The sequence below is a fragment of the Hornefia porci genome (assembly GCF_001940235.1).
Classification (GTDB): Bacteria; Bacillota; Clostridia; order Peptostreptococcales; family Anaerovoracaceae; genus Aminicella; species Aminicella porci.
In genome coordinates this window covers 771,024-789,828 of sequence record NZ_MJIE01000001.1, presented here as the reverse complement: position 1 = coordinate 789,828, position 18,805 = coordinate 771,024, and the positions used below count along the sequence as shown (strand labels likewise).

Annotated in this window: 20 protein-coding genes; 15 read left to right on the top strand and 5 right to left on the bottom strand. The window is 52.7% G+C overall.

Features of this window, described 5'->3' with window-relative positions; genetic code table 11:
* Positions 1–11 precede the first annotated feature (11 nt).
* The 4 genes from BHK98_RS03740 to BHK98_RS03725 all read left to right on the top strand — a co-directional run bounded on the left by BHK98_RS03740 (position 12) and on the right by BHK98_RS03725 (position 4,368).
* On the top strand, positions 12–998 hold the full coding sequence (locus BHK98_RS03740; RefSeq protein ID WP_075712249.1) for a LysO family transporter: 987 nt from the start codon (positions 12–14) through the stop codon (positions 996–998).
* 133 nt (positions 999–1,131) lie between these two features.
* Positions 1,132–2,172, top strand: a complete 1,041-nt coding sequence (locus BHK98_RS03735) for a LysO family transporter (protein WP_075712248.1) — start codon at positions 1,132–1,134, stop codon at positions 2,170–2,172.
* Positions 2,173–2,363: 191 nt separating this feature from the next.
* Positions 2,364–3,173 carry an AAA family ATPase gene (locus tag BHK98_RS03730; RefSeq protein ID WP_075712247.1) on the top strand — a complete coding sequence of 270 codons (810 nt, stop codon included), beginning with the start codon at positions 2,364–2,366 and terminating at the stop codon, positions 3,171–3,173.
* Positions 3,174–3,177: 4 nt separating this feature from the next.
* Positions 3,178–4,368 carry a vWA domain-containing protein gene (locus BHK98_RS03725; RefSeq protein WP_075712246.1) on the top strand — a complete coding sequence of 397 codons (1,191 nt, stop codon included), beginning with the start codon at positions 3,178–3,180 and terminating at the stop codon, positions 4,366–4,368.
* 205 nt (positions 4,369–4,573) lie between these two features.
* Here BHK98_RS03725 and lexA read toward each other — a convergent pair whose 3' ends face one another.
* Together lexA and BHK98_RS03715 are read right to left on the bottom strand one after the other, a co-directional pair.
* Positions 4,574–5,260 (bottom strand): transcriptional repressor LexA, encoded by a 687-nt coding sequence (gene lexA / locus BHK98_RS03720; protein WP_075712245.1) that lies wholly within the window; start codon positions 5,258–5,260, stop codon positions 4,574–4,576.
* A 258-nt stretch (positions 5,261–5,518) separates the two neighbouring features.
* Positions 5,519–6,868 carry a Na+/H+ antiporter NhaC family protein gene (locus BHK98_RS03715; protein WP_075712244.1) on the bottom strand — a complete coding sequence of 450 codons (1,350 nt, stop codon included), beginning with the start codon at positions 6,866–6,868 and terminating at the stop codon, positions 5,519–5,521.
* A gap of 332 nt (positions 6,869–7,200) precedes the next feature.
* Here BHK98_RS03715 and BHK98_RS03710 point away from each other — a divergent pair, with 332 nt between their 5' ends.
* From BHK98_RS03710 to BHK98_RS03680, 7 genes are all read left to right on the top strand, one after another.
* Positions 7,201–8,544 carry a Na+/H+ antiporter NhaC family protein gene (locus tag BHK98_RS03710; RefSeq protein WP_075712243.1) on the top strand — a complete coding sequence of 448 codons (1,344 nt, stop codon included), beginning with the start codon at positions 7,201–7,203 and terminating at the stop codon, positions 8,542–8,544.
* Positions 8,545–8,577: 33 nt separating this feature from the next.
* Positions 8,578–9,372 carry a precorrin-2 C(20)-methyltransferase gene (cobI, locus tag BHK98_RS03705; protein ID WP_075712242.1) on the top strand — a complete coding sequence of 265 codons (795 nt, stop codon included), beginning with the start codon at positions 8,578–8,580 and terminating at the stop codon, positions 9,370–9,372.
* A 40-nt stretch (positions 9,373–9,412) separates the two neighbouring features.
* Positions 9,413–9,784, top strand: a complete 372-nt coding sequence (locus BHK98_RS03700; RefSeq protein ID WP_075712241.1) for a hypothetical protein — start codon at positions 9,413–9,415, stop codon at positions 9,782–9,784.
* A 75-nt stretch (positions 9,785–9,859) separates the two neighbouring features.
* The gene (locus BHK98_RS03695) at positions 9,860–10,867 is read left to right on the top strand and encodes a metal ABC transporter substrate-binding protein (protein ID WP_075712240.1); all 1,008 of its coding nucleotides are present in this window, start codon (positions 9,860–9,862) and stop codon (positions 10,865–10,867) included.
* A gap of 2 nt (positions 10,868–10,869) precedes the next feature.
* Complete coding sequence (locus tag BHK98_RS03690; RefSeq protein ID WP_075712239.1) at positions 10,870–11,577, top strand: metal ABC transporter ATP-binding protein; 708 nt, start codon at positions 10,870–10,872, stop codon at positions 11,575–11,577.
* Entirely contained in the window at positions 11,577–12,434 is an 858-nt protein-coding gene (locus tag BHK98_RS03685) for a metal ABC transporter permease (protein WP_143404605.1), read from the top strand. The genes BHK98_RS03690 and BHK98_RS03685 overlap by 1 nt, the downstream gene beginning before the upstream one ends.
* Positions 12,434–12,994: a hypothetical protein gene (locus BHK98_RS03680; protein WP_075712238.1), complete on the top strand. Its 561-nt coding sequence runs from the start codon at positions 12,434–12,436 to the stop codon at positions 12,992–12,994. Before BHK98_RS03685 ends, BHK98_RS03680 begins: the two co-directional genes overlap by 1 nt.
* A 37-nt stretch (positions 12,995–13,031) precedes the next feature.
* On the opposite strand, the gene BHK98_RS03675 is transcribed toward BHK98_RS03680, so the two are convergent.
* A complete protein-coding gene (locus BHK98_RS03675) occupies positions 13,032–14,171 on the bottom strand; it encodes an aldo/keto reductase (RefSeq protein ID WP_075712237.1) in 1,140 nt (379 codons plus the stop codon).
* A gap of 111 nt (positions 14,172–14,282) precedes the next feature.
* Between BHK98_RS03675 and BHK98_RS03670 the strand changes: the two genes are divergently transcribed.
* Positions 14,283–14,750 (top strand): MerR family transcriptional regulator, encoded by a 468-nt coding sequence (locus BHK98_RS03670; protein WP_245796823.1) that lies wholly within the window; start codon positions 14,283–14,285, stop codon positions 14,748–14,750.
* Between the two features lie 53 nt (positions 14,751–14,803).
* Here the strand turns inward: BHK98_RS03670 and BHK98_RS03665 are convergent, their stop codons facing one another.
* A complete protein-coding gene (locus BHK98_RS03665) occupies positions 14,804–15,343 on the bottom strand; it encodes a flavodoxin family protein (protein ID WP_075712235.1) in 540 nt (179 codons plus the stop codon).
* Positions 15,344–16,720: 1,377 nt separating this feature from the next.
* Positions 16,721–16,975, bottom strand: coding sequence for a sigma-70 family RNA polymerase sigma factor (locus tag BHK98_RS14055; protein ID WP_075712234.1), 255 nt, complete (start codon positions 16,973–16,975; stop codon positions 16,721–16,723).
* 101 nt (positions 16,976–17,076) lie between these two features.
* Between BHK98_RS14055 and BHK98_RS03655 the strand changes: the two genes are divergently transcribed.
* From BHK98_RS03655 to BHK98_RS03650, 3 genes are read left to right on the top strand one after another with little or no spacing between them, the layout of a single operon-like run.
* Positions 17,077–17,670: a type IV toxin-antitoxin system AbiEi family antitoxin domain-containing protein gene (locus BHK98_RS03655; RefSeq protein WP_075712233.1), complete on the top strand. Its 594-nt coding sequence runs from the start codon at positions 17,077–17,079 to the stop codon at positions 17,668–17,670.
* Positions 17,667–17,810 (top strand): hypothetical protein, encoded by a 144-nt coding sequence (locus BHK98_RS13990; protein ID WP_342718721.1) that lies wholly within the window; start codon positions 17,667–17,669, stop codon positions 17,808–17,810. Before BHK98_RS03655 ends, BHK98_RS13990 begins: the two co-directional genes overlap by 4 nt.
* Positions 17,758–18,519: a nucleotidyl transferase AbiEii/AbiGii toxin family protein gene (locus BHK98_RS03650; protein WP_342718866.1), complete on the top strand. Its 762-nt coding sequence runs from the start codon at positions 17,758–17,760 to the stop codon at positions 18,517–18,519. The genes BHK98_RS13990 and BHK98_RS03650 overlap by 53 nt, the downstream gene beginning before the upstream one ends.
* Positions 18,520–18,805: the final 286 nt, after the last annotated feature.

The window sequence follows — 18,805 nt, the reverse complement described above, 5'->3', positions numbered from 1 at the left end:
AGGAATCACTTATGGGAGATATGGCACTTTATCTGGGAATCACTGTCGTCGGATATTTCATCGGCGACCGGTACCGGAAAAAGGGAAGAAATCTGCCCTGGACCGCGAAGGTGCAGACTGCGGCGATTGCGGTGCTGGTTTTCGCGATGGGACTGCGAATCGGCGCCAACAGAGAAATCGTAGGTCAGCTGGATACCATCGGGCTGTACGCCTTCGCGTTCACCATTGTCGTGATGGTGTTCAGCGTTGTGTGCATTTTTTTTGTGAGAAAACTGCTCGGAATCAATCGCTATGGACTGATGAAGACGGATCAGACAGAGGATCCGGTGGAGAAGGCCATCGAGGAGAATGTGAGCGGAGCGTCCGGAAGACGCGGCGTCGACCCGATGACGCTGGTGATACTGGGTTTTGTGGCTGCCGGAATCGCTGCGGGATATTTCGGGTTTGCGCTTCGTCTGGAAAATTTCGACAGCTTCAATGAGACGATCAGTCTGATCATCAAGCTCGGTCTCTGCACGCTGCTGATTTTCGTCGGAATCGATATCGGGACTGAAGGAAAGGTTGTCGCCCACTTCCGAAAAGTGGGAGTCCGGATTCTGGCTATTCCAGCCGCGGTTATCGTCGGAACACTGGCGGGATCCGCAGTCTGTGCGCTTTTTCTGCCGATCAGCCTCAGGGAGTCGCTGGCGGTCGGCGCCGGCTTCGGCTGGTATACGCTGGCGCCCGGAATCATTATGGACCGGGGATATGTCCTGGCGGGAGCAATCTGTTTTATGCACAATGTAATGCGTGAACTGCTGGGGATTCTTTCGATTCCGCTTGTAGCAAGATATGTGGGCTTTGTGGAGAGCTGCGGGCTCCCGGGTTCATCCTCAATGGATGTCTGTCTCCCGATCATCGAACGGGCGACCAGCGGAACGACGGCGATTTATTCCTTTGTGAACGGCGTTGTGCTGTCCTTTGCCGTTCCGGTGCTGGTTACTTTGTTCATCGCGTGAAGAAGTGCCCCAGGGCATTAAGTGACTGCTCACAGATTTATATCGGAAACGGTCAGCGAGGAGCGGGCATTATGCAGTGGCTGCCTGCCGGCCGCCGTCGCAATCAATGGGCGCTGACAAAGGAGAGGTTTTTATGTTTTATGTCGCTCTGTATCTGAGCATGCTTGTAATTGGATATCTCGGAGGATACCGGATGCGGGATCGCCGGATCGGGGAGAAGGCCTCCGAGGTCATTATGATGGTGTTTATTTCCCTTCTGGTACTGATTATGGGACTTCGGATGGGATCGAATCAGCAAGTGATCGACAATATCGGACCGATCGGGCTGATCTCTCTTGTCTTTACCGTGCTGCTGTGGATCGGCACCTGCTTCGCGGTATCGGCGGCGCGCAGGCTTATGCGCCTGGACAAATGGGGGTTCCTCCATGAAAAGACACCCGGCGGGCAGGGAAGTCTGACCGGAGACGGTGATACGCCGGAGGAGTCGGTGATGCTGAAGCATATCGACGATGTAGAGGAAACCGCCGACCGGAAAACCGGAAATGACAACAGCATGACCCGTCTGATTCTCCTGATGCTTGCACTCGGCCTTGCGATCGGTTTCTTTGGAATCAGAACCGTGCTGGATCATGAGCAGATGCTTGTCTTCGACGACCTGAGCTCCAGAGCGCTGGTGGTCGGCCTGTGCATCATGATTCTCGCGATCGGTTACGGCATGGGGCTCAGCGGTGAAGTGATCCGCGCCCTGAGCAAAATCGGAGCAAGGGTTCTGGTGATTCCCGTTGCGATTCTGGTGGGGACTACAGTCTCGGCAATTCTGATCGGCCTGATCTTCCCGCAGATTACCGTGCGGGAATCCATGGCCATCGGATACGGCTACGGATGGTACACCTATGCGCCCATCTGTATCGGGCACGCCGGACATCAGGTGGCGTCTGCCATCTCCTTTATGCACAACGTGCTGCGGGAGCTGGGCGGTATCGTGCTGATTCCGGTTCTGGCGAAACGTATCGGATATATTGAGACCGCATCGATTCCGGGAATCTGTGTTATGGACGTGGCGCTGCCGATTCTGCAGCGCGCGACGAGGGATGAAATTATCGCCTATGCCTTTGCTATCGGTCTGTTTGAGGAACTGTTCACAACCGTGCTGGTGCCGCTGGCAATCGGATAGGAGAGCGCTGTCGCATTCGACGGCGGTGACCGCGGTGCACTTCGCACCGGCGGCGGGAGATGGGCTGATGCGAGGATGAAAACGTCGGCGGGAAATGCCGGCATGAAGACGGAGACGGGACTGCGTCGGCAGAACGTCGGGGAAATAGGGCGGAGAATACAAAGAAGCATAAGAGCATAAAGAGGAAAATAATGAAAAAATTCAGAGGAAGTAATGACTATGTGGCGTCCGGAGAACTGATGAACGCCGTGAACGTGGCGATCGCACTGGAAAAGCCTTTGTTAATCAAGGGAGAGCCCGGAACGGGAAAGACCATGCTTGCCCAGTCTATCGCCGACGCGCTGGAGATGCCGCTGTACATCTGGGGCATCAAATCCACGACGCGGGCGCAGGAGGGCCTGTACGTCTATGACACGGTGCAGCGCCTGTATGACAGCCAGTTCGGCGAAGGGGACGTCTCGGACATTTCCCGGTACATACGTCTCGGCAGGCTGGGTGAGGCGTTCACCTCCGAGGAACAGGCGGTTCTGCTTATCGATGAGATCGATAAGGCGGATCTGGAGTTCCCCAACGACCTGCTGTGGGAGCTGGACCGTATGGAATTCTATATTACAGAGACAAAGACGACGGTGAGAACAAAACATCGTCCGGTGGTGATCATCACGTCAAATGCGGAGAAGGAGCTGCCGGACGCTTTTCTGCGCCGGTGTATTTTCCATTACATCGATTTCCCGGATGAGGAGAAGATGCGGGAGATTATCCGGGTGCATTACGGAGACATCGACAGGAGACTGGTGGATGAAGCGATGAAGGCGTTTTATGACATCTGCCATATGAATGATATTATGAAGAAACCGAGCACCTCGGAGCTGCTGGACTGGATCCAGGCGCTGCAGATCGGCGGCGTCGATGTCAAGAGGATCCGGGAGGAAATTCCCTATGTGGGCGTGCTGCTGAAGAAAAATCAGGATATCGAGCTCCTCAGGGCGTACAGGAGATAAGCTGATGTTCATCCATTTTTTCTATACACTGAGGGAATACGGCTTGGAGGTTTCGCTGGACGAATGGCTCTGTCTGATGGATGCTCTGGATCGGGGGCTGGCCGGAAACTCGCTGCGGGAATTTTATTATCTGTGCCGGAATGTCCTCGTGAAACGGGAGAGCGACTACGACAAATTTGATATGGCGTTTGCTGCTTTTTTCCAGTCGATCCGGCCGGTGGATGAGCTTCCGGAGGAACTGTGGGACTGGCTGAATCAGGGTGAGCTGGAGCGGGAACTCGAGGATATGCCGGAATGGGCGAAGGAATTTGATTTCGATACGCTGCAGAAGATGTTCCGGGAACGTCTGGAGGAACAGAAGGAAAAGCACGACGGCGGAAATTACTGGGTCGGAACCGGAGGGACATCGCCCTTCGGCCACGGCGGCTACAATCCTGCGGGAATCCGGGTCGGCGGAGCGGGACGGCACCGGTCGGCGGTGCAGATTGCGGAGGAACGCAATTTCCGTGATTTCCGGCAGGATAATGAGCTGGATACCCGTCAGTTTCAGATGGCTTTCCGGAAGCTGCGGCAGTTTTCCACCCGGGTAGACACGGCGAAAACAGAACTGGACATCGATGAGACCATTGACGCCACCTGTGAGAATGCAGGACTTCTGAGACTTGTTTATGAAAAGCCCCGGAAGAACACCGTCAAGCTGCTTCTGCTGATGGATGCGGGCGGCTCCATGTATCAGCACAGCGAACTCTGCAGCAGACTGTTTCAGGCGCTGCACGATTCAACACACCTGAAAGATCTGAAAATCTATTATTTCCATAACTGTGTCTATGATTACCTTTATACGGATCCCTCCTGCGCGAGCGGCCGCTGGATCGAGACCGAGTGGGTGCTCAGAAATCTGGATTCGGACTATAAGGTGATTCTGGTGGGTGATGCGGCGATGTCCAGCTATGAGTTATTATCCCGGGGAGGAAATCTGGACTGGTATGTCTACAACAAAGAACCCGGCATCGATTGGTTAAAAAAACTGGAGAGACATTATAAAAATATCGTCTGGCTGAATCCCATAAAAAAAGAACGCTGGGGATATGCGTGGGGATCCCGCACCATCGCACTGGTACGGGACGTATTTCCGATGTACGAGTTGACGCTCGACGGGCTGGACGCCGCGATACAGAAGCTTCTTTCACGATAAGCGAGTCGGCCTGCCTCGCTTCGAGGGCATAGTAGACTATCGGCCGGCTGCCTTTACGGAACGGACCGAAGGGATCTCTCTCGGCCTTGCTTCAAGGGCATAGAGCAACACCGGCCGGTTAAGCCGGAACCGGAGCCGGCTAAGCTGACTGAGCTGACGCCGGCAGGTCAGGCTTCCGGCGGATTGTGCACGGCTCAGTTACGGCTCAGTTCAGGTAGCGGAAGACGCCGCGAACCTTCCCCTGAATGCTCACATCCCGGACGATAATCGGGCTCATGGTGTCGTTTTCCGGCTGAAGGCGGATGTGGTCATCTTCTCTGTAATAGGTCTTCACGGTCGCTTCGCTTTCAAATCCGTCAATCATGGCAACCACAATATCACCGTTTTCCGCGGTGTTCTGCTGCTCGACGAGGATCAGATCCCCGTCCATGATGCCCACATTGATCATGGATTCACCGCGAACGCGGAGCATGAAACAGGTTCCCTGCACGAACTGCGCGGGAACCGGGAAGGTCCCGTCCATATTTTCCTCCGCGGTGATCGGCGTACCGGCGGCGACGCGTCCGATAACGGGGATGTCGATGACGTCCTCGCGTTCCGGCGCCGGATCGGGAGCCTGCGGCGGAGCGGCGGCGTTTTCAGGAACGTCCGGTGTATCGGCTTCCGGCTCGTCTTCCTCCTGCGGCACCAGAACCAGCGCCCGCGGCTTGGCCGGATCCTTGCGAAGGTAGCCCTTCTCCACCAGAGCGCCGATGGCTTTATGAGCCGTAGAGGTGGACTTGATTCCGACAGCCGCGCATATCTCGCGAACAGTCGGCGGATATCCCTTGGTTCGGATTTCCTTTCTCATGAAATCCAGTATCTTCTGTTCTTTTTCCTTCAAATCTGCCATAGCGTCCCCCTGTAAATCATTTATACACAAAGTATAACACAGCGCGAACAAAAAGTAAACATTTGTTCGCGCTTCGTACCGGATTTTTGTTCGGCTCTGTTCGCATGTTCGCGTCGTGTTTCCGGATAAAGCGTCTGAAAATCCCTGCGGCAGGCCAACGGATATGCGTTCTGCGTATTGATATTTCAGGCGCATCCGATGGCCGGACGCGCATTAAAAAAGCGCCGGCAGCATATAACCGGCGCGGGAGCGGAACGCTCAGCTGATTTTTCTGTTCTCAAGATCCTTCGTGCCTTTCTGTTCCCGGACGGGTCTGTCGACGATGATGGAGATGATGACGCAGACCAGAAGCAGGAACTGATAGAAGAGGAACGGAATGATGGACACGCTGGTGATTTTGGCGATACTGGCCGCGATCAGCAGCTGCGCGCCATAGGGAATGATCCCCTGGCATATGCAGGAGAAGATGTCGATCAGGGACGCAGTCTTGCGCGGATCGATGCCGAACTCGGCGCTGATGTCCTTCGCGATCGGTCCGGCCATCACTATGGCTACTGTATTATTCGCCGTTGCGATATCCATCAGAGCGGTCAGCAGTCCTATGCCGAGCATGCCGCCTCTACGTGTTCTGGAGTGGTTCCGGATCGTCTGAAGAATCCATTCGAAACCGCCGTATTCCCGCATCAGCGAGCCCATGGAGGCGACCAGGATCGTGACGATCATGGTCTCGAACATATTCTTTGTTCCTTCTCCCATGGCGCTGAACGCCGTGGCGATGGTGAGTGAGCCGGTAGCGAGACCCACGACGCCGCATAGGATTGTGCCGCAGCCCAGAACGATAAAGACGTTGATTCCGCAGAGGGAGGCCAGCAGAACAACGAAATACGGGATGGCCTGCCAGACATTGTACTGATAGTGCTGGAGATCAGCGGAGCCTCCCATCATCGCTGCGACGATCAAGATGACAAAGGTGATGATGGCCGCGGGGAGCGCGATGTGGAAATTGACCCGGAATTTATCTTTCATTTCCACGCCCTGTGTCTTGGTCGCGGCGATGGTGGTGTCGGAGATGAAGGACAGGTTGTCGCCGAACATGGCGCCGCCGACGACTGTTCCGACGCAGAACGGGAGGCTGAGGTCCGCGCTGTTGGCTACGACAAAGACAATCGGGACGAGCACGGTAATCGTTCCGACACTGGTTCCCATGGCCATGGAAATCAGACAGGCAATCAGAAACAGACAGGGAATAGCGAAGTTCGGCGGGATGATGTTCAGGAGCATATAGGCGGTGCTGGTCGCTCCGCCGGAGGCCTGGGCAATTCCGCTGAACGCGCCGGCCATCAGGAAGATAAACAGCATGATCGTGATATTGTCATCACCGATGCCCCTGGCGCAGACGTGAATCTTCTCATCGAACGACAGCTTCGGGTTCTGAAGAAAGGCCACAACCAGAGCCACCATGAACGCGACGACGACAGACATGACATAGAAGCCCATCTGACCGCTCCTGGGCCTGATATACTCATAATAGATCCCGCTTCCCAGATAGAGAACGAGAAAGACTAAAATCGGGGCCAGAGCTCTGACATTCGGTGTTTTCTTTTCCATTTATACGCCTCCATAAGATCTCAATAAATCAGACGGCCGCGAACATTTTGCCAATGCCGGGCATTCTTCCATTGGATGGTGCGCCGCGGCGCTGCTGACAAACAGCCGTCGGCACCCATTAAGTCCGACGGGGACTTAATGAGCAGACACTATATTATATCACAGTCCGCGGATATTTGTGAAGGGAAAACAAAGAGCAGGACAGAAAACAGGAGCAGACGGAAAGCCGCGCGGGAACGGCGGGGGCACAAACTCGCGGGAGCGGCGGATTTACAAATAAAAAGGGCTGTGATAAACTTGTTTCAGTAACTGTTTTGGAGTAGGAGTGAGAAATGGATCTTCTGATTGCGTTTTGTATTTTTGTAGGATGTATGGTCGCCGCCCTGATCAGCGGAGCCTCTATGATCCTCGCGCTGCTTGCGGGGCTGGCGGCGTTCGCGGCGGTGGGGCTGTACCGGGGATATACGCTGCGGAAGCTCTGCGGGATGGGAATCCGCGGAGCCCGGGAATCGCTCATCGTCATTGAGGTGATGTGTGTGATCGGTTTCATCACAGCAGCCTGGAGGGTGAGCGGCACGATTACGATTTTTGTGTATTACGGGATTAAGATCATTACGCCGTCGGCGTTTCTGATTATTACGTTTCTCCTGTCCTGTCTGCTCAGCTATGCGCTGGGAACATCCTTCGGGGTTGCCGGGACGGTGGGGGTCATCTTCATGACGCTTGCCAGAAGCGGAGGCGTGGATCCGCTGATCACCGCCGGCGTACTGATGAGCGGCGTCTATTTCGGGGATCGGGGATCTCCGGTTTCGTCCAGCGCGAACATGGTGGCGGGGATCACGGGAACAAAGATTTTCGACAATGTCCGTGTCATGATGCGTACTGCTGTCGTTCCGCTGGCACTGTGTTTTGTCGTCTATGCGGTTCTGTCTGTGCGGAATCCGATCAGTCATGTTGACAGCGCTCTGGTTTCGGAATTCGAATCGGCGTTCAATCTCTCCCTGTGGGCGTTCGTGCCGGCCGTCATCATGCTGCTTCTACCGCTGCTTCACGTCAGCGTCATGATTTCCATGGGACTCAGCATCGCCGCAGGAATTCTGGTGGCCTGGCAGGTGCAGGGCGTTCCTCTGATGAAGGTTCTGCAGATCTGTGTAATCGGTTATCAGGCGGAGGGAAACGGTTTGGGCAGGATTCTCAACGGAGGCGGTCTGGTGTCTATGCTGGAAATTATCGGGATCCTGCTGATTTCCTGTACCTATTCGGGGATTTTCAACGGGACGGGAATGCTTGATTCTCTGCAGCTCCGTCTGGAACGGGCGTGTACCCGCATCGGGCGGTTTCCTGTGATGCTGCTTCTTTCCCTGGCGTCTGCGGTGGTCTTCTGCAATCAGACGATTTCTACGCTGATGTGCAATGACCTTCTGAAGAAGCCCTATCTGGACGGTGGGGGAAGCCGGGAGGAGCTCGCCGTCGATATGGAGAATTCCGTCATTCTGATTGCGTGCTTTGTTCCCTGGAGTATCGGATGCTCCGTGCCGCTGGCCTTTTTCGGCGTGGACTTCCGGTGTCTGCCGTATGCGGCGTTCATGTATCTGATGCCTTTGTTTTATCTTTTCACAAAAAAGAGGACGTTTCCGGGGCGGCAGAAGCCGGAAACTCTGACGCAGATGGGATGATGAACTGATGAAAGAACAGACTGGAGGAGATGTATGAAGGGGACGTTATATGGAGTAGGGGTAGGACCGGGTAATCCGGAGCTGATGACGCTGGCGGCGGTGAGGATTATCCGCGAGTCTGCGGTAATTGCCTGTCCGGGGAAGGATGCGCGGCAGAGTACGGCGTACAGGATTGCGGTACAGGCGGAGCCGTCTCTGGCGACAAAGGAATTGCTGGCGGTGGATATGCCGATGACCCGCGACAGAGCGGAACTGACAAAGTCTTTCCGGCAGGGAGCGCTGCTTCTGGAGTCCTTTCTGAAGCAGGGGAGAGATGTGGCGTTTCTGACACTGGGGGATCCGGCGATATATTCCACGTTTGCTTATCTGGAGGAACGGATCGCCGGGCTGGGATATCCGACCGGATATATCAGCGGCGTACCGTCTTTCTGTGCGGCGGCGGCAGAAGCCGGCGTGCCGCTGACGGAATGGGATGAGGCGCTGCATATTATTCCCGCCGGTCAGATGGATGAGTCGGAACTGGAGGAGACGCTCCGCCTGCCGGGAACCTGCGCACTGATGAAATCCGGAACACGCATGGATGCGGTAAAATCAGCCCTCGCCGGCAGCGGGAGAGAGGTTTACATGGTCGAAAACTGCGGGATGCCGGATCAGAAAATCTACCGCGGAGCGGATTCGATTCCGGACACCGCCGGATATTTTTCGATGATTCTCGCGAAGGAAGAGAAAGGTTCAAATCAGCCGTCTGACGACCTCTCTGAAGGCGCGGAAAAGCGGCGCTCTGAATCTGAAAGCATCCTCAATCCACTTGACAGCCGGAGAAAATGAATTTAAAATTGAACGTAGTTTTCAATTTCAGAAGGAATTCATGAATCAGATATTCCCGCATAAAATCGGGGGCAGAGAAGAAGGGAGGGGAGCAGCCGTGCTGAGGATGACAGGTTTTCATACCAGAGAAAGGTTCACTGCTGTTTTTCTCAGCGTTCTTCTGCTGGCAACGGTCGTTCTGGCCACCTTCTATATCGCGGAGGAGTCCGATCACCACTGTTCGGGCGACGACTGCCCGATCTGTGTCTGTCTGCACCAGTGTGAGAATATCGTCCAGACACTGTATGGCGGTGACACTCCGTCGCCCGCGGCGGGAGCCGCGGCAGTGTTCTTTACCGTCCTTTCTCTCATTTTTTCATATTTTGCGGCAGCGGATACTCTGATTGTCCGCAAAGTCCGGATGAACAACTGAAAAGCCCCTTTCTGACGGCGTGAGCCGGGAGTCAATGCTATCAATACGACGAAAAAAGAAAGGGTCAGTTTTGTTATGAAAAAAACAGCAGTAATTCTTCTGGCGGCAGTGGTCTTTGTGGCGGCTGCTCTCTCAGGCTGCGCGAAAGACAGCGGCAATTCAGAGTCGAAAACTTCCGCGGACAGCAAAAAAATAAAAATCGTTACAACCATATTCCCGGAATATGACTGGGTCACACAGATCCTCGGCAGCAAAGCGGATCAGGCAGAGGTGACAATGCTTCTGGACAACGGAGTCGATCTGCACAGCTATCAGCCGACGACGGAGGACATCGCAAAGGTAAAATCCTGCGACCTGTTCATCTATGTCGGCGGTGAATCGGACGAATGGGTCAGCAAGGCGCTGAAGAACTCCACAAACAGGAAAATGAAAGTGATCAATCTTCTGGATGTCCTGGGCGATTCTGTGAAAGAAGAGGAATCAAAAAAAGGAATGATGCCGGAAAAGGAAGAAGAGGAAGGCGACAGCGACGAGCCGGAGTACGATGAACACGTGTGGCTTTCGCTGAAAAACGCGAAGGTGCTGACAAAAGCGATCGCGAAGGAAATCGAAGCGCTGGATCCGGAGAACGCGAACGCATACGGGAAAAACGAAGCTGAATATCTTCGTCAGCTGTCCGCACTGGACGAAAAATACAAAAAAGCGGTTCGACGTTCGGCAGGCAAAACGCTGGTGGTCGGCGACCGTTTCCCGTTCCGCTACATGGTGGACGACTACGGTCTGGATTATTACGCCGCGTTTGCGGGCTGTTCCGCCGAGACGGAAGCCAGCTTCAGGACAATTTCGTTCCTGGCGAAGAAGGTGGATAAGCTTAAACTGAAGAATATCGCGACCATAGAGGGATCCGACCGGAAAATCGCCAGAACGATTATAAAAAATACCGGGAAAAAGAATCAGCACATTGTGACGCTGGATTCCATGCAGTCAACGACTTCTGAGGAAGTGGAAAAGGGAAAGACCTACCTCGGCGTCATGACGGCGAACCTCGGCGTGCTGAAGAAAGCGCTGCAGCGGGAGGAATAGTCATGGAACAGATCCGCTGCAGTAATTTATCCATCGGTTACGGAGAACGAGCCATCGCGTCCGGCCTCAGTTTCAGTGTGAACGCGGGAGATTACCTCTGTATTGTAGGAGAAAACGGTGCGGGAAAGAGTACGCTGATGCGTACTCTTCTCGGCCTGCAGAAGCCGGTGAGCGGACATCCGGTCTACAGCCCGGAGATCCGGAAGAACGAAATCGGGTATCTTCCTCAGCAGCTTCACATACAGCGGGATTTCCCCGCGACTGCCGGAGAGATCGTACTGTCCGGTTTTCAGGGGCAAACGGGCCGGAGACCGTTCTACCGGAGAAGTGAAAAGGCAGAGGCCCGGGCGATCATGCGCCGGCTGTGTATCGGAGAACTTGCGGGCCGAAGCTTTCGCAGCCTTTCCGGCGGGCAGCAGCAGAAGGTTCTGCTGGCAAGGGCGCTGTGCGCCTCCGGAAAAATCCTGTTCATGGACGAGCCGGTGACAGGTCTGGATCCCGAGGCGACAAGGGAAATGTATGCGATAATCGGGGAACTCAACAGAAGAGGAATGACGATCGTCATGATCTCTCACGACATCCTCTCGGCGGTGCGCTACGCAGATCACATTCTCCATATCGGGAGCACCTGCTTTTTCGGCAGGAAGGAGGACTATCTGCGCAGTGAAACAGGGAAAAGGTTCCTGAACCGGAGGGAGGTGGGGCTGTGATGACCGCAATCGTGACGCTGACGGAGAAACTGGCGTTTTATCTGGACTACCCGTTTGTGCGGTACGCGATCGTCGTCGGACTTCTGATCGCGCTGGTGTCGTCGCTGCTCGGAGTGACGCTGGTTCTCCGTCATTTTTCCTATATCGGGGACGGACTGTCCCACGTGGCGTTCGGCGCGATGAGCGTGGCGGTCGTTCTAAAGCTTTCTGACCGCATGCTTCTGATTCTGCCGGTCACTATACTCAGTGCGGTGATTCTTCTGAAATCGGGTCAGAACAGGAGAGTGAAGGGTGACGCCGCGGTCGCCATGCTGTCGGTGGGCGCTCTGGCTTTCGGTTATCTTACGGTGAATGTGGCGGGGGCCTCGGCAAATGTATCTGGGGACGTCTGCAGCACTCTGTTCGGCTCGACGTCTATTCTGACGCTGACGACCGGGGAGGTGGCGCTGTGCGCGGTTCTTTCCGCGGCGACGCTGCTGCTGTTTCTGCTGCTGTACAACCGGCTGTTTGCGCTGACCTTTGATGAAAATTTTGCCAGGGTATGCGGAATCAGCGCAGAATTTTACAACCTGCTTCTGGCGGTTATCATCGCGGTCATCATCGTGCTTGCGATGAACCTCGTCGGTGCGCTGCTGGTTTCGGCGCTGATCATCTTTCCGACCATGGCGGCAATGCGTCTGTTTGAGAGCTTTCGGGCAGTTACGGCTGCTTCCGCCGCAATCTCTGTAAGCTGTGCGCTGATCGGGATCCTCGTGTCAGTTCTCGCGGGGACTCCGGTGGGCTCCACCATTGTTGTCGCGGACGCGCTTGCGTTCGGCCTGAGCGTGATTGCCGCGAGGCTGAGAGGAGGAGTGTGATGAAACAAAGTAAAATTCAGACATTCCGGGTGATCCTGCTGCTGTTTCTTTGTGCCCTGATCCTGACAGGCTGCGGAACAAAGGATAACGAGACGCAGAAATCAGATTCCGCCCCGAAGACGACGCAGAGTGAAAGTGCGTCCTCTGATGACAACAGTACGGAAACAGAAGCTTCAGACTCATTCGATGCGGACAGGAACGCCGGGAAAGACAAGAAGAGCCGGAAAAAAGAGCTTCTGGATCTGACTAAGATGAGCAGCACGGCGATTTATTCAGAGGTCTACAACATCATGATCGACCCGGACAGCTATAAAGGAAGGACGATAAAGATAAAAGGGGTATGTTATATCACAAAGGATGATACGACAGGAAAAACTTATTATGCCTGTGTCATCAAGGACGCCACTGCGTGCTGCAGCCAGGGGATTGAATTCAAGCTGAAAAAAGGGCTCAGTTATCCGGAGGATCAGTCGAAGATTACCGTAAAAGGAACCTTCACCACATATAAAGAAAAGAAAATGACATATTCGTGTCTGAAAAACGCAGTTCTGGAAAGATAAAGGGATTCGGAAACGACCGAATCCCTGAACACGAGCATCAGAGTATATTTGCAAAATCACTCATCACCTCGGAGATTTTAATCTGCTGCGGACAGACCTTTTCACAGCTTCTGCAGTGCAGACATGCGGCGGGCTGTTTCTCTTTCGGGAACGCGGCCAGCGCCATCGGAGCGATGAAACCGGCCTGACCTGACTTTGTTGTAAGCGTATGCTCGTTATACAGAGAAATCAGGCGCGGAATATCCAGACCTGCCGGACAGTGGTCGACGCAGTAGTGGCAGGCGGTACACGGCACAGTCTGTTCATCCGCCAGCTGCCCTGCGATCTGCATCAGAGCCTGCAGCTCCTCACCGTTCAGAGGCAGATCCTGCTCAAAGGTTTCGATGTTGGCCTTCAGCTGGATCTCGTCTGTCATCCCGGAGAGAACTACTCTGACCTCCGGCAGCCCCTGCAGGAATCGAAACGCCCAGGCCGGGATTTCCTCCTGCGGGCGCAGCGCTTTCAGCCTGCTCTCCTGATCCTCGTTCAGGTACGCCAGCTTGCCTCCACGGAGGGGCTCCATGACCCATACCGGAATGTCATATTTCTTCAGAAGCTCGACTTTTTCCCGGCCGTGCTGGAATTCCCAGTCCAGATAGTTCAGCTGCAGCTGGCAGAATTCCATCTCGTCGCCGTAGGCTTCAAGGAACCGTTTCAGTACAGGCAGCTCGCCGTGGCAGGAGAAGCCGAGGTGCCGGATGCGCCCGCAGTCTCTCTGCTTACGCAGGTAATCCATAATGCCGTACCGGGGATCGAGGTACTGCTCGATGTTCATTTCACAGACATTGTGGAACAGATAGAAATCGAAGTAATCGTGTCCCGTCTTCTCAAGCTGTTTTTCGAATATCTCCTGAACCTTCGGCATATTGGCCAGATCGTATCCGGGAAATTTGGTGGCGAGGAAGTATTTGTCTCTGGGGAATCTGCGCAGCGCCTGTCCCATGACCTCTTCGGAGTGTCCTCCGTGATATCCCCATGCGGTGTCATAATAATTGACGCCGTGCTTCATGGCGTAATCCACCATGCGCATGGTCTTTTCCGCGTCGATCCTCGCATCGTCGCCGTCAATGACAGGCAGGCGCATCGCGCCGAATCCCAGCATGGACAGCTTCATATCCTTAAAGTCTCTGTATTGCATAATATCCTCCTAATGTTTCTCTGCTTGTCCGCATTGTTTTTTCGTCGGTTTTGATGTACAATCTATATGATATTACATGAACCTGACTTCAGGTCAAGATATTTTTTTCGAATGAAAGGAATTTTTATGGAAACGTACACCATCGGTCAGATTTCGGAAATGTTTCAGCTGCCGGTGTCCACACTGAGATATTATGACAGGGAAGGACTTTTCCCTGAGCTGCGCCGTCAGTCCGGAAGGCGGATATTCAGCGAGCGGGAGGTTGAAGCGCTTCGCGTGATCGAGTGCCTGAAAAACTCCGGACTTGAGATTCGGGACATCAAACGGTTCATGCAGTGGTGCGGCGAGGGACCGTCCACCTATCCGCAGAGGAAACAGCTGTTTGAAGCCAGAAGGAAGGCTGTGGAGGAGGAGATGGCGCGCCTTCAGAAGACGCTGAATCTTCTGGAGTACAAATGCTGGTACTATGAAACCGCCATGCGCGACGGTGATGAAGAGGGTATACAGAACATGCTGCCGGACGGCCTGCCGAAGGAAATTCAGCGGCTCTACGACGATGTGTTCAAAGGAAACGCATAGACGGTATACCGGTATACATGATAGAGGCTGCCGCTCCAGCTGATTGTTATCAATCAACTGTGCGACAGCCCCCGCGTTGCACTGAGCTTTTTTAATTCTTCGATGGCAGCAGAATTCTTAGCAAGATCATCTTTTTCTGTCGCATAATAGGTTTTGTAGAACCGAATATCCCAGTTCAGATATTCAGCAATGCACTTAAACTGTTGTTTGATTAACGAATACTCAATATTGTCCGTAGGAGCGCCGCCTACGACCAGCACACCGATTTTTTTGGCCCTGAGGAGTGCGCCTTTGCAGTAGCACTTATCAATCACCAGCTTGAGCTGCGCTGTCATGCCCCACCAGTAAACCGGCGTGGCAAAGATTATCATGTCTGCTGCAACAATTTTGTCGACCGTTGCATTCGTATCATCCTCTGCAATACAGCCATTTGTGCAGTGACATACCCCACATCCTTTGCAGCCGCTGATATTCAGCCTGTCTGCATGGATGATTTCGATGTCGTTGTCTTTTCCGGTTCCTTCGACATATGCATTGATTGCCGTTAATGTGTTTCCTTTTCGTGGACTTCCGTTTACGATAACTGTTTTCAAAGTACTTAACCTCGCTCTCTAATATGTATTTTCATATATTATGCCATATTAGCGGGCAGATTGCATCAGAATCTGTGGAATGAAAACACCGATTGAATAATTTGATGTGTGATTGTCAAAGTGAGGTGAGCAACATGGGAATCAATGAAACAATCAATGAACTGCTGCAAGCGTCAGCGGCAGCGATATTCAGATTGTTGGAGAAGCAATGAAACGCTATGCAGCGTCAAACAAAAGACCTTCACAAACTGATGCAGGCCGCAGGGCGATCTTTCGATCATCCATCATCCGTAGGATTGGTGGAATAAGGCGGGCAAGGCGGGCCAGTCGGATGTATTGACGAACTTGAGTTTGGGCTATCTCCTGTTTCGATGCTAATCTTGGAGCTTGCGATATCTGTTTCTCCGCTTGTGAAAAAAGCACGCGTCGCTGTGTCAGCCTGTTGCAGAGCTGATTGCACAACCGAGGCAGCCACTGCGGCGCAGCTCGAGTTGCCGTACCTGGGGGCTCCCGACAATGTTTTTGGAAATTGACGACAAAACAGGTTTTGTAGGTTAATTATTAACCCACAAAACCTACAAACTCGTCGCGGCACAAAAAGGCTTTCGGAAAAGGGATGAGAATTCCTTCCGGCATGACCACCCCCGCAGCCTTCAAAGCCCGCAACCCGTTGCAATCGCCGGATCCCTTGGAATTGCATAAAAAAGAGCAGTTTCGAAAAGCTGCTCAATCTGGCGGTAAGGATTATTAACCACAAATATATTGTAGTAGAAAAAGGATACACATTCATCTACCAGGCTCATTGGGGTAGGGTAGAGTAGAGTAGGGTAGATCAGGGGAATTCCTTCATCTGATTTGGATTCGACATTCTCTGATTCTCCCGGTGTGATGGACCGCGCATGTACTGACCGGAAATGCAGAATTCAGATTTTCACATTTGAAATGCATCATCATTCTGCATTCCGGGTTTTTACATGATCCATTTTGTCCACGACGCCCCGGATCCCAGGAAACAATCAGGCGAAGGGTGGCTGCTTCCTTCTCATGAGCTGCCGGCTCCTCCGGGGTTCTCCCGGAGCCGCCCTAATTGCGTGATCCCGCATTCCTGCAGGGCTGTGACTGGACGGAAGTATCATTGTCTTCCCCGGCTGTCATCGCACACTGACGGCCGCTATGCCGCCTTTTGAAGTGAGACATTATCGCTATCCCGAAGGGTCCCGGCGCATCACTTCACATGCTTTCGGTGTTACCCGATATACCAGAGAGAAAGTACCTGATGAATGTGTATTCCGTTTTCAAAGTGTAGTTTGTTATCTTGAGAGGTCACCGGCTGTCATGATTTCTTTGCAGATGCCTTTCCCGATTTTGCCTCTCACCCTATAGACAAAAAAGCAAAAAACTTGAGACTAATCTCAAAACTTTTTTTAATTTTTTTCTGATGGTTTCAAGCCGGTGTGATATTGCTGAAGGAGACACGCCGATTGCATCTGCATATTCCTGCTTCGACATTCCATCCTCATAGAGAGCTTTCAACAGCTCACGCTGACTTTCGCTGAGTTCGGAAAATGCTTTTGCGATTCGTCGTTCATGGTCCGCTTTGTAATCTCTAAAAGCCTTTTGACAATCACACATTCTTTTTAATTTATTTAATGTGTGATTGTCGTCATACTGTTGACGGCTGCACATTATTTACATATAATTTAATGTGTGTATGTCAAGGTGAGGTGAGCAACATGGAAATCAATGAAACAATCAATGAACTGCTGCAAGCGTCAACGGACGGAACGATTACCACAGCCCAGGTCACAAAAGCGGGCTTGCACCGCAGCGTGCTGCAAAAACTCGTGGACTGCGGAGAGCTTTACCGTTACGGACGCGGGCTGTATGTAAAAAGCAGCGCATGGGAGGATGACTTCTATCTGCTGCAGCGAAAATATGAGCGTGGGATCTATTCCCACGATACCGCCCTGTATCTGCTGGGGTATTCTGATCGTACTCCTGCCAAATATACGATGACCTTTCCCAAGGGCTATAACACGCCGTCCCTTAAGCAGGAAAATATAACCGTCAAGCGTGTTGTGCCGAAGAACTACGAATTTGGCATTATTGAAATTCAGTCACCATCCGGTAATCCGATCCGTGTCTATGATTTGGAACGGACACTTTGCGATATTCTTCGCGGCAGTGGAAGCGATATTCAGATTGTTGGAGAAGCAATGAAACGCTATGCAGCGTCGAAAACAAAAGACATTCACAAACTGATGCAGTACGCTGAGCAGCTTCGGGTAAAGCCAAAAGTGCTGCATTACATGGAGGTATTGTTATGATTACAAATAATCCAATGCAACTGAAAGCCTTTATCAAAAAGAAAGCAGCAGAGAAACATATTTCCGCACAGCTCGTCATGCAGAACTATATGCTGGAGCGGCTGCTGGAACGAATTTCTAATTTCTCTGTCAAAGTATAAGAAGAATTTTATTCTCAAAGGCAGTTTTCTGATTTCTGCTATTGTCGGGCTGGACACGCGGACAACAATGGATCTTGACACTACAATTAAGGGATTTACATTGACGCATGAAGCAATCCACTCTATCTTTCAGGAGATTTGTGCCATTGAGATCGAGGACGACGTACAGTTTGAGATCGCCGGAGTTTCCGATATCCGCGAGGGTGACGACTATCCTGGCATTCGCATTGCGCTGAAAGCTAATTACCCGCCGATCAGTGTACCGCTTACGGTGGATGTTACCACGGGCGATATGATAACCCCCCGTGAAGTAGAATACACATTCTCCCTGCTGTTCGATAACCGCAGTATCAGTATTCTTGCCTACAACCTTGAAACGGTGCTTGCAGAGAAAATTGAAACGGTGCTATCCCGCAACATTGCCAATACCCGCCCAAGAGATTATTACGATGTACATATTTTATATGCGCTGCGGGGTGCGGAATGTGACAAAACTACGTTGCGCCATGCGCTGGAACGGACAACACAGAAACGGGGCAGTGGTAGGATTATGGAGCAGTACCCGGAGATTATGAAAGAAATCCGCGGGAGCAATCAACTCCGCAAGCTATGGAACAAATACACCCGGGAATATGAATATGCCAAGGACATTTCCTTTGAAGATACCTGCAATACCATAGAAACCATTATGGACGCAATCATGCAGTAATTGAGGGTCGCTTATCAATGGACCATTTGACGGCGTAGAGCACGATTTTGTCAATCGGGATCATCGGGTCATCGGGCTTGCCCGCTTACCCTTGTCTATGCCTGAGTTTTCGTTTTTTTTTGGTATATCTTTTATGGAAAACCTGCACCTGTGGTCCCAGGCGTTGCCGGGTAGCTGAAGAAGCAGGGAAGACGAAAGCAATACGAACAACCAAGACTAAACCGATCCCGTACCGCAATGGTACGGGATCTTTTATCAAAACACGGTATGTTATAGACAAAAAAGC

What these genes read in the sequence shown, in the direction of transcription:
- BHK98_RS03740 (WP_075712249.1), top strand. Translation starts at nt 12, where the DNA reads ATGGGAGATATGGCACTTTATCTGGGAATCACTGTCGTCGGATATTTC.
- BHK98_RS03735 (WP_075712248.1), top strand. Translation starts at nt 1,132, where the DNA reads ATGTTTTATGTCGCTCTGTATCTGAGCATGCTTGTAATTGGATATCTC.
- BHK98_RS03730 (WP_075712247.1), top strand. Translation starts at nt 2,364, where the DNA reads ATGAAAAAATTCAGAGGAAGTAATGACTATGTGGCGTCCGGAGAACTG.
- BHK98_RS03725 (WP_075712246.1), top strand. Translation starts at nt 3,178, where the DNA reads ATGTTCATCCATTTTTTCTATACACTGAGGGAATACGGCTTGGAGGTT.
- lexA (WP_075712245.1), bottom strand. Translation starts at nt 5,260, where the DNA reads ATGGCAGATTTGAAGGAAAAAGAACAGAAGATACTGGATTTCATGAGA.
- BHK98_RS03715 (WP_075712244.1), bottom strand. Translation starts at nt 6,868, where the DNA reads ATGGAAAAGAAAACACCGAATGTCAGAGCTCTGGCCCCGATTTTAGTC.
- BHK98_RS03710 (WP_075712243.1), top strand. Translation starts at nt 7,201, where the DNA reads ATGGATCTTCTGATTGCGTTTTGTATTTTTGTAGGATGTATGGTCGCC.
- cobI (WP_075712242.1), top strand. Translation starts at nt 8,578, where the DNA reads ATGAAGGGGACGTTATATGGAGTAGGGGTAGGACCGGGTAATCCGGAG.
- BHK98_RS03700 (WP_075712241.1), top strand. Translation starts at nt 9,413, where the DNA reads ATGAATCAGATATTCCCGCATAAAATCGGGGGCAGAGAAGAAGGGAGG.
- BHK98_RS03695 (WP_075712240.1), top strand. Translation starts at nt 9,860, where the DNA reads ATGAAAAAAACAGCAGTAATTCTTCTGGCGGCAGTGGTCTTTGTGGCG.
- BHK98_RS03690 (WP_075712239.1), top strand. Translation starts at nt 10,870, where the DNA reads ATGGAACAGATCCGCTGCAGTAATTTATCCATCGGTTACGGAGAACGA.
- BHK98_RS03685 (WP_143404605.1), top strand. Translation starts at nt 11,577, where the DNA reads ATGACCGCAATCGTGACGCTGACGGAGAAACTGGCGTTTTATCTGGAC.
- BHK98_RS03680 (WP_075712238.1), top strand. Translation starts at nt 12,434, where the DNA reads ATGAAACAAAGTAAAATTCAGACATTCCGGGTGATCCTGCTGCTGTTT.
- BHK98_RS03675 (WP_075712237.1), bottom strand. Translation starts at nt 14,171, where the DNA reads ATGCAATACAGAGACTTTAAGGATATGAAGCTGTCCATGCTGGGATTC.
- BHK98_RS03670 (WP_245796823.1), top strand. Translation starts at nt 14,283, where the DNA reads ATGAAAGGAATTTTTATGGAAACGTACACCATCGGTCAGATTTCGGAA.
- BHK98_RS14055 (WP_075712234.1), bottom strand. Translation starts at nt 16,975, where the DNA reads ATGTGTGATTGTCAAAAGGCTTTTAGAGATTACAAAGCGGACCATGAA.
- BHK98_RS03655 (WP_075712233.1), top strand. Translation starts at nt 17,077, where the DNA reads ATGGAAATCAATGAAACAATCAATGAACTGCTGCAAGCGTCAACGGAC.
- BHK98_RS13990 (WP_342718721.1), top strand. Translation starts at nt 17,667, where the DNA reads ATGATTACAAATAATCCAATGCAACTGAAAGCCTTTATCAAAAAGAAA.